The following is a 6,903-nucleotide window of genomic DNA, read 5'->3' as shown; positions in this document are numbered from 1 at the left end:
TTACCGGAATAAGCGCCATGCCGCATATCGGGCAACGATCATCCGGGTTAGTGGAGCGGACATGCGGGTGCATTGAGCAGGTATAGACGGTGGCGGGTTTATCACCCGTTATCAGCTGCTTTAGCGTGCTTTCAGCTGCCAGCGTGCTTTCAGCTGCCAGGGTGCTTTGCAGAACACTGTCCTGTTGGGTATGATCATGCTGATGTTGCTGGGCGAGCGCTTCGCCGCCAACGAATAATAACACTGGCAGACTGGCCAGCAAGCCGCTTTTAACCGGGATAAACATAGTAAAACCTCTGCTTTTAAAATACCGAAAATAACCGTAGACAACACGGCCGGGATCAAATCAGCAGCAGGCTTTTACGCAAATAAAGTGGAACAGCGGGTCGCGGTGGCGGTGTCAGGGCGAAACTGTCGACAACCCGGATAACTCTGGGCCAGTTATCAGCCACCTGCAACCAGCTTACCGATAATACCACTGCCGGCAGCGATAAAGGATCAAGCTGGGTTGCCTGGCTATCACAACCGGCGCAATAATTATCTGTGCTCTGAAGGATCGAAGAGTCGTCTGCTGCAACCTTGCTCAAGCCGGGGGTACCGTGGCAAGGCGGTGTTGCTGTCGCGGTGGCAACAGATAGCGAAGCATCAGCTGCAGCATAGGCGTTACTAACCAATCCGTTACACAGCATCAAACACCAGGACAGCATCAGACTGACCATCAGCGGGATAGTCCAGTGCTTTTGCTGTTGTACCAGAGTGCTTAACATAATATTTGGATTGGCTGCCGTATTACTCAGTTTAGTGTAGCTTAAAAATGCCAGAGGCAATGGCCGCTAAGATTACGCTTGAGCGGCGCAGAAGTCAAAATTACCTGACTGGTTTTAGTTATTGAGCTCTTTGACAAACCCGGGCTGTCGATAGGCCGCAAGCCGCTGCTCCAGCAACGTGGCCAGCGCCAGCAGCTCAGGCTCTGCCCAGGGTAAGCCAACCAGACTGATACCTAACGGCAAAATGCCGCTAAAACCTGCCGGCACGGTAACCGATGGGTAACCGGCCACCGCCGCCGCCGTTGAGGTACCAAAGTTAAAGGCATCGCCGTTAACATGATCAATGGGCCAGGCCGGACCGTACGAGGGCAAAATAATGGCGTCAAATCCTTGCTGTTTCAGATAGCGATCCAGAGCAGCCTCAGCCAGTTGCCGGCTTTGGTTAAGCGCCTGCTGATAGCTGGCTTTGTCGCTTTCCAGGTTAATGACCGCGGCCTGTTGCAGATACTCCTGGCCAAAAAAGCCCAGGGCGGCTTCGCCCATAGCCTGATTAAAAGCAACAAGCTCCGCCAGGGTATCGCGCTCTGCCGGCACCTGATAGTCCCGCAGCCATTGTTCTAAATCACGCTTAAACTCATACACCAATACTTTCAGCTCTGCCTGATACAGCTCAGGCGGCAACTGCCATTCATCGGTACTGACCACCTCAATGCCAGCGGCTGTAAGCATTGCAGCCAGTTTATCCAGCATCGGTGGCAATGCCGGATCCTGTGTATCATAGGCGCGAACCAGTAATACTTTGCTGGCGGTTGAGGCTTGCAGCGCTGCTGTGCTCAGCGGCTGGATGAACTGTTTTTTTGCCTGTGGGCTTAGCATCGCATCAAGCAGTATGGCTGCGCCATAGACTGTTCTGGCCATCGGCCCGGCAATATCCTGCGCCGAGGCAATCGGGATAATGCCCTCACCCGATACGGCAGCGCGGCTGGGTTTAATACCGACAATGCCGTTGATTGCCGAAGGGCAGATAATAGAGCCGTCAGTTTCTGTGCCGACTGCCAGTAAGGTTAAGTCCGCCGCCACCGCCACGGCAGAGCCGGAGCTTGAGCCACAGGGGCTGTGGCTGAGTAAGTGCGGGTTGCGAACCTGGCCGCCAAGCGCAGACCAGCCACTGGCTGAATTTTCACCCCGAAAATTAGCCCATTCCGACAAGTTAGCTTTTGCCAGTATAATCGCGCCGGCTGCGCGTAACTGACTGACAAGTTGTGCATCTGCCGGGGTAAGGTGGCCCTGTAATGCCAGTGCACCAGCGGTAGTAGGCATGCTATCAAGGGTTGCGATGTTAGCCTTTAACACTACCGGCAGACCATGCAGCGCCGAGCGCACCTTGCCGGCATGGCGCTCAGCATCCAACTGCCGGGCCTGTGTCAGAGCATCGGGGTTAATATCGCTTATCGCCGCCAGCTGATGGCCGCTGTTGTTATTGCTGGCAATTTGCTGCAGGTAATACCTGACCAGCTGCTCTGAGCTCAGCTTGCCATCGGCTAAGGCCTGCTGCGCGGCTGCGGTTGACAGCCACGCCGGATTAATCGTGCTTTGGGCCGTGTCGGGCCTGGTGACAGGCGACCGAGTGGCTACGGCTTGATTACTGCAAGCGCTTAGCGTCAGCAGCAGGCCACAACCCAAACCCAGAATAAAATGGCGCATTAGTATTCCTTATCAAATTGAATAGTCCATGCTACCGGCTTATGGCCGGTTTGCCGCTCTCTTTTATCGCACCCTAGTGGCGATTGTCCGCAAAAGTGGCGATTTTCCACAAAAATATCAGCAGCGGCCGCCAGCATCAGCCGTTTTCGTGACGGCCAATAATGACTGACCGTCTGCTGCGCAGCATTCAGCATATAAATAACCGAGCAACGCTTCCACCACGTCAAACTGCAACTGGCAGTACAATGTTCTGCCCTCACGCTGCTGCTGCAATAAGTTGACCTTAATCATCCGCGCCAGATGATGTGACAAAGTGGAGGCCGGAATATCCAGCTGCTGCTGAATGTCGCCGACACTCAGGCCTTGCCGGCCGGCTTTTACCAGAATACGAAAGATGGCCAGCCGGGTACTGTGTCCCAGCTCTGCCAGCCGTGCTGCCGCTAATTCAAGTTCCATTATTTACTCCTGTGGTTACTGCCTGTCGGCAGAGAATAAAATCATTCTATATTTATCGAAGCATATTGACAATTCCATATTCGCAGAAATAAAATACTTCCACATTAGTCGAATCATACTGCCCAGCCGGGTTTTTTAATAATATATATTTCTGTATTTGCAGAATAGTAAAAATAAGGAGTGCAACGATGTTAGATTTAACCCCTGGTAGCCAGAACGCGCTAATAGATAGTCTACGGTTTTTTGGCATAGTGTTCAGTGAACTGGTGGTGCTGTTTGTGCTGATCAGCATGCTGGTCAGCTGGCTGCAGTTTAAAATCCCCAAAGCGAAGGTCAAAGCGCTGTTATCCGGTAAAAGTGGCTACATGCTGGCTGCTGGCCTTGGCGCGATTACGCCGTTTTGCAGCTGCTCCACCCTGCCAATGATGGTTGGGCTGCTTCGGGCCAACGCAGCGTTTGGTCCGGTGATGACATTTTTATTTACCTCGCCTCTGCTAAACCCGTATTTAATCGCCATGCTATGGGTTATTTTCGGGTTGAAACTGCTGCTGATCTACAGTATTGCCGTGCTGGGCATCGCTATTGCCAGCGGCCTTTTGCTGCAGGCATTGAATTTTCAGCGTTTTGTTACCTTACTTGCACCGGCCGGCAGCTGTTGTGGCAGCGGCAATAACACCGCGCCAGCTCGGGCTGAAAGCAGCATTTCAGTGACCGCATTGCTGCGCCAGGCCATTAAGGAAACCCGCAGCTTTTTACCGCATATTGCACTTGGCGTTGCTGTAGGTGCCGTGATCCACGGCTATGTGCCTGCGTCATTGCTGGCAGGGTTAAGCAGCAGCAACCCCTGGTGGCTGATCCCGGCAGCGGCACTCAGTGGCATTTTATTGTATGTCCGGGCCAGCACCATGTTACCCCTGGCCGCGACGCTGGTGGCTAAAGGCGCCAGTTTAGGGTCCGTTATGGCGCTGACCATTGGCGGTGCTGGTGCCAGCCTGCCAGAAATGATTATTTTGAAAAGGTTGTTTCAATGGCCACTGATGATCGCTTTTGTGCTGGTGGTACTGGGTACAGCCATAGTAACGGGGGTCAGTATCCAGCTGCTGCTTGGCAAAGGCTAAACTAACCGGTTCGGGTTCCTTACGTTGGCAAACCCTTGACGCTGAACTTAACTCAAGGGTTTATTCTGTAGCGGTCATTGTTGCAAGGTGAGAACATGAACCGGCAGTAACCGAAAAATTCCGCTAAAATCCATTGTAAACCCTTGTTTTATTCAGCGATAGCTGACAAACGCCAGTGTGGCTGTTACTTTATATAACAGCAACACGCGTGACAATAAAGGATGTCCCCTATGCTAACTCTGCTTGCCCGAATTCTGAAAGTACTCAACTCTGAAGCCTCACCCTGGCAAATTGGCTGGGCTATCGGCCTGGGGTTATTGGCCGGTTTACTGCCTTTTGGTTTGCTGCCGCTGTTAATCTTGCTACTGGTCTGTTTACTAACAATCAATCTGACCACTTTTCTATTGGTTTGGGGGCTTTGCAGCGGCCTGATGTTCATCTTTGGTGACGCCCTGGAACGCCTTACCTGGCAATATGCGCAGCAGCCTGCGCTGTTGCAGCTGCTGGCGCAAAGTGAAACGCTGCAGTTATTTCATTTGCATCACACCCTGGTGCTGGGTGCCTTTGTGCTGGGTTTATTGCTGTTGGTGCCGGTTGCCTGGCTTGGTAGCGTGCTGGTTAGTCAATATCGCGGCCGGGTGATGAGCAAACTGCAGCAGTGGAAAGTGGTGCAAATGTTAAAAGCCAGCAAGCTGGTGCAATTGTACGAAAATATAAAGTAAGGAACGAGCAATGATCCGTAAATCCGGTTGGTTAATTTTTCTTACCCTGCTCGCTGCCATTCTGGCGCTGGTTTATCTGTTTCTTGGCACTGCGATCCGGCTTGGTATGGTGTACACCCTGGAAAAAGCAGTGGGCGCTGAAGTTAATATCAGTAATGTCTCCGTCAGCCTGGCCCCGCTTACCCTTAACGTCAGCGAATTACAAATTACCGATAGCGCCAAGCCGAGCCATAACAGCATCAGCTTTAGCAATGCCCGCGCTGCGCTGGAAGTATGGCCGGCGTTACTTGGCTATTATGTTATCAACGACTTATCAGTAGATGGTCTGGCTTATGGCACCGAACGCAGCAGTCCGGGCAAGGTATTTCGCGGCCCTAATGCCGACCCGGCAGCTAAAGTTGATTTTCAGCAGTTATTGCGGCTCGACTTTCCCAATGCCGATGAGTTGCTGGCCCGGGCTGATTTAACCACGGTTGCCCGCGGCGAAGAATTAAAACAGCTTGCGCAGCAGCAACAACAGGTGCTGCGTGATTTAAAGTCGCAGCTACCGGATAAAGAAAAACTGGAGCAAATTCAGACTGAAATTAAAGCCCTTACTGACAGTAAAATTACCAGTGCGGCTGACTTAACAGCCAAAACCGCGCAACTGAAAAAACTGCAGGAGACATTAAAAACTGAACAGGAAAAATTAAAAGAGGTACAGCAACGGCTCAGCCAGAGCCGCGAGCAGCTGCAGCAGGCCGTCACAGCTCTGCGTGATGCCAGCCGCAGTGACTGGCAGAAATTACAGGATCTGGCCAATATCGGTGAAGGCGGCCTGGCGCCAATCAGCCAGATTTTATTGGGTGATTTCTGGGGTGAGCGCATTGGCCAGCTTGAGGCACTCTACCACCTGGCAGCACCTTATATCCCGGAAAAGTCAGCTGAGGCTGAGCAAACAGCTGAGCCTGAAATCACTCTGGCTAACCGGATTTTGCCACTGCCAAGTCAGCCTTATCCGGATTTCTGGATTAAAAACGCCCGGGTAAACTGGTTAATTGGTGGCGGGGAAGCATTGATAGAAGTACAGGATATTACCGCACAACATCAGATAATAAACGCTGCGACAAGGTTTAATGCTGAGGTCAGCGGTCTGCCACAGCTATCGTTATTAAAGCTCGACGGTGACTTTGCGGTTCTGGAGCAAATGGTGACTAACGTCAACTGGCAACTGCAGGGTATTCAGGTAGACAGCATGGATATTGGTCGCGACGATATTATGCTTAAGCTGGCCAGTGCCGCCCTGAACACCAGCGGTAAGCTGAATCTGGTGGGTAACAAAGTGGAGCAGCAAGCTAAAGTGGTGCTGCAGCAGGCTCAATTTAGCGCCAGCGACAATAAATATGTGCAGCAACTGGCAACACTGCTCAATCAGCAGGCAGAAATTCCGGTTAATTTAAATGCCAGTGGCTTAATCAGTGCGCCAGAAGTGAGTATTCGCTCACCGCTTGATAAGCTGCTGGCTGATGCCGTGCTTGGTGAGGCAAAAGCAAAAATTGCGGAATTACAAGCAGAGCTACGCAGCAAGCTTGACAGTAAACTGCAGCAGCAACTTGGCGGCCAGAGTGAGTGGTTGTCGATGTTAAATCAGCAGGAAAGCACCGCTGAATCACTGGAAAGCAGCATTGAAAATATGCTGAACGCCAAACTGGCTGATGTAAAAGATCAGGCTAAAGATAAACTGAAAGATAAACTGCTGAATAAGTTAGGTGGTAACTAAGTTATTACATTACTGCTGATGCTGAAAAAGCCGCTATACAGCGGCTTTTTTTATTGCTACCCACAGACTATTCGTCGTCGTCCAGCTCGAAGTCTTCTTCGTCACCCTCGAAGTAGGTGCCCCAGCCGTCGTATTCCACACCATGTTTCTGAGCAAGTTGCTCCAGTTTCATCGCATCGGCGACAATAGGCCCAACTTCCAGTGATTGCTCACGAATCGCATCGAACACCCAGGCGCTGGCGCCATCTTCAAACTCGACCTCTTCAGCGTCGGTGACTTCATAGCCCATTTTAAATAACTCTACCGCCAGCTTTTCCAGCTTGTTAAAGTCTTTATCGTAAAAATGGTGTTCAATGGTGTAAAGCGCATCCGGATCA

General features: G+C 51.6%; 8 protein-coding genes. 3 read left to right on the top strand and 5 right to left on the bottom strand.

Features of this window, described 5'->3' with window-relative positions; translation table 11 throughout:
* The 4 genes from R3177_RS11950 to R3177_RS11935 form a co-directional block, all read right to left on the bottom strand.
* On the bottom strand, nt 1-286 hold a 286-nt coding region (locus tag R3177_RS11950), incomplete at its 3' end, for a heavy metal-binding domain-containing protein (RefSeq protein WP_318971257.1).
* Between the two features lie 55 nt (nt 287-341).
* Complete coding sequence (locus tag R3177_RS11945; protein ID WP_318971256.1) at nt 342-767, bottom strand: hypothetical protein; 426 nt, start codon at nt 765-767, stop codon at nt 342-344.
* 114 nt (nt 768-881) lie between these two features.
* The gene (locus R3177_RS11940; protein ID WP_318971255.1) at nt 882-2,471 is read right to left on the bottom strand and encodes an amidase; all 1,590 of its coding nucleotides are present in this window, start codon (nt 2,469-2,471) and stop codon (nt 882-884) included.
* A 117-nt stretch (nt 2,472-2,588) separates the two neighbouring features.
* Nucleotides 2,589-2,927, bottom strand: coding sequence for a metalloregulator ArsR/SmtB family transcription factor (locus tag R3177_RS11935; RefSeq protein ID WP_318971254.1), 339 nt, complete (start codon nt 2,925-2,927; stop codon nt 2,589-2,591).
* Between the two features lie 188 nt (nt 2,928-3,115).
* Between R3177_RS11935 and R3177_RS11930 the strand changes: the two genes are divergently transcribed.
* The 3 genes from R3177_RS11930 to R3177_RS11920 all read left to right on the top strand — a co-directional run bounded on the left by R3177_RS11930 (nt 3,116) and on the right by R3177_RS11920 (nt 6,526).
* Nucleotides 3,116-4,045 carry a permease gene (locus R3177_RS11930; RefSeq protein WP_318971253.1) on the top strand — a complete coding sequence of 310 codons (930 nt, stop codon included), beginning with the start codon at nt 3,116-3,118 and terminating at the stop codon, nt 4,043-4,045.
* Between the two features lie 230 nt (nt 4,046-4,275).
* Nucleotides 4,276-4,767 carry a TIGR03546 family protein gene (locus R3177_RS11925; protein ID WP_318971252.1) on the top strand — a complete coding sequence of 164 codons (492 nt, stop codon included), beginning with the start codon at nt 4,276-4,278 and terminating at the stop codon, nt 4,765-4,767.
* 10 nt (nt 4,768-4,777) lie between these two features.
* Complete coding sequence (locus R3177_RS11920) at nt 4,778-6,526, top strand: TIGR03545 family protein (RefSeq protein ID WP_318971251.1); 1,749 nt, start codon at nt 4,778-4,780, stop codon at nt 6,524-6,526.
* Nucleotides 6,527-6,593: 67 nt separating this feature from the next.
* Here the strand turns inward: R3177_RS11920 and rraB are convergent.
* A partial coding sequence (gene rraB, locus R3177_RS11915) for a ribonuclease E inhibitor RraB (protein WP_318971250.1) occupies nt 6,594-6,903 on the bottom strand: 310 nt, incomplete at its 5' end.

This window comes from Arsukibacterium sp. (assembly GCF_033722355.1).
In the GTDB taxonomy this organism is placed as follows: domain Bacteria; phylum Pseudomonadota; class Gammaproteobacteria; order Enterobacterales; family Alteromonadaceae; genus Alishewanella.
This window is presented reverse-complemented; position numbering and strand designations above follow the sequence as displayed.

Coding starts and splice junctions, on each gene's coding strand:
- R3177_RS11945 (WP_318971256.1), bottom strand. CDS start 767: ATGTTAAGCACTCTGGTACAACAGCAAAAGCACTGGACTATCCCGCTG.
- R3177_RS11940 (WP_318971255.1), bottom strand. CDS start 2,471: ATGCGCCATTTTATTCTGGGTTTGGGTTGTGGCCTGCTGCTGACGCTA.
- R3177_RS11935 (WP_318971254.1), bottom strand. CDS start 2,927: ATGGAACTTGAATTAGCGGCAGCACGGCTGGCAGAGCTGGGACACAGT.
- R3177_RS11930 (WP_318971253.1), top strand. CDS start 3,116: ATGTTAGATTTAACCCCTGGTAGCCAGAACGCGCTAATAGATAGTCTA.
- R3177_RS11925 (WP_318971252.1), top strand. CDS start 4,276: ATGCTAACTCTGCTTGCCCGAATTCTGAAAGTACTCAACTCTGAAGCC.
- R3177_RS11920 (WP_318971251.1), top strand. CDS start 4,778: ATGATCCGTAAATCCGGTTGGTTAATTTTTCTTACCCTGCTCGCTGCC.